The sequence below is a fragment of the Parvimonas sp. D2 genome, assembly GCF_035282635.1.
In the GTDB taxonomy this organism is placed as follows: Bacteria; Bacillota; Clostridia; order Tissierellales; family Peptoniphilaceae; genus Parvimonas.
Map to the genome: position 1 here is coordinate 1 of NZ_JAYKBO010000079.1, position 247 is coordinate 247.

The following is a 247-nucleotide window of genomic DNA, read 5'->3' on the forward strand; positions in this document are numbered from 1 at the left end:
TCATGTGCATTTTCATAAAGCAAAAATGTTTCTGGAGTTAAATCAGGAGCAACTATTGGAATAATTTAACCTTTTTTCTCTTCAAGGAAATATCTCATCATAACAGGGTCTACACCTGATGTAGTTCCTGCAATAATAGAAGTTGAACCTGTCGGAGCAACAGCTAAAAGATAAGAATTTCTAAGTCCATTTTTAGAAAATTTTTCTTTAAGTTCAATCCATTCTTTAGAATTATATTCTCTTTTTT

At 30.4% G+C, this 247-nt stretch carries 1 pseudogene; it reads right to left on the reverse strand.

Features of this window, described 5'->3' with window-relative positions:
- Positions 1–247 (reverse strand): annotated as a pseudogene (locus VJI77_RS07645) (ribonucleoside-diphosphate reductase subunit alpha); the annotation flags it as partial.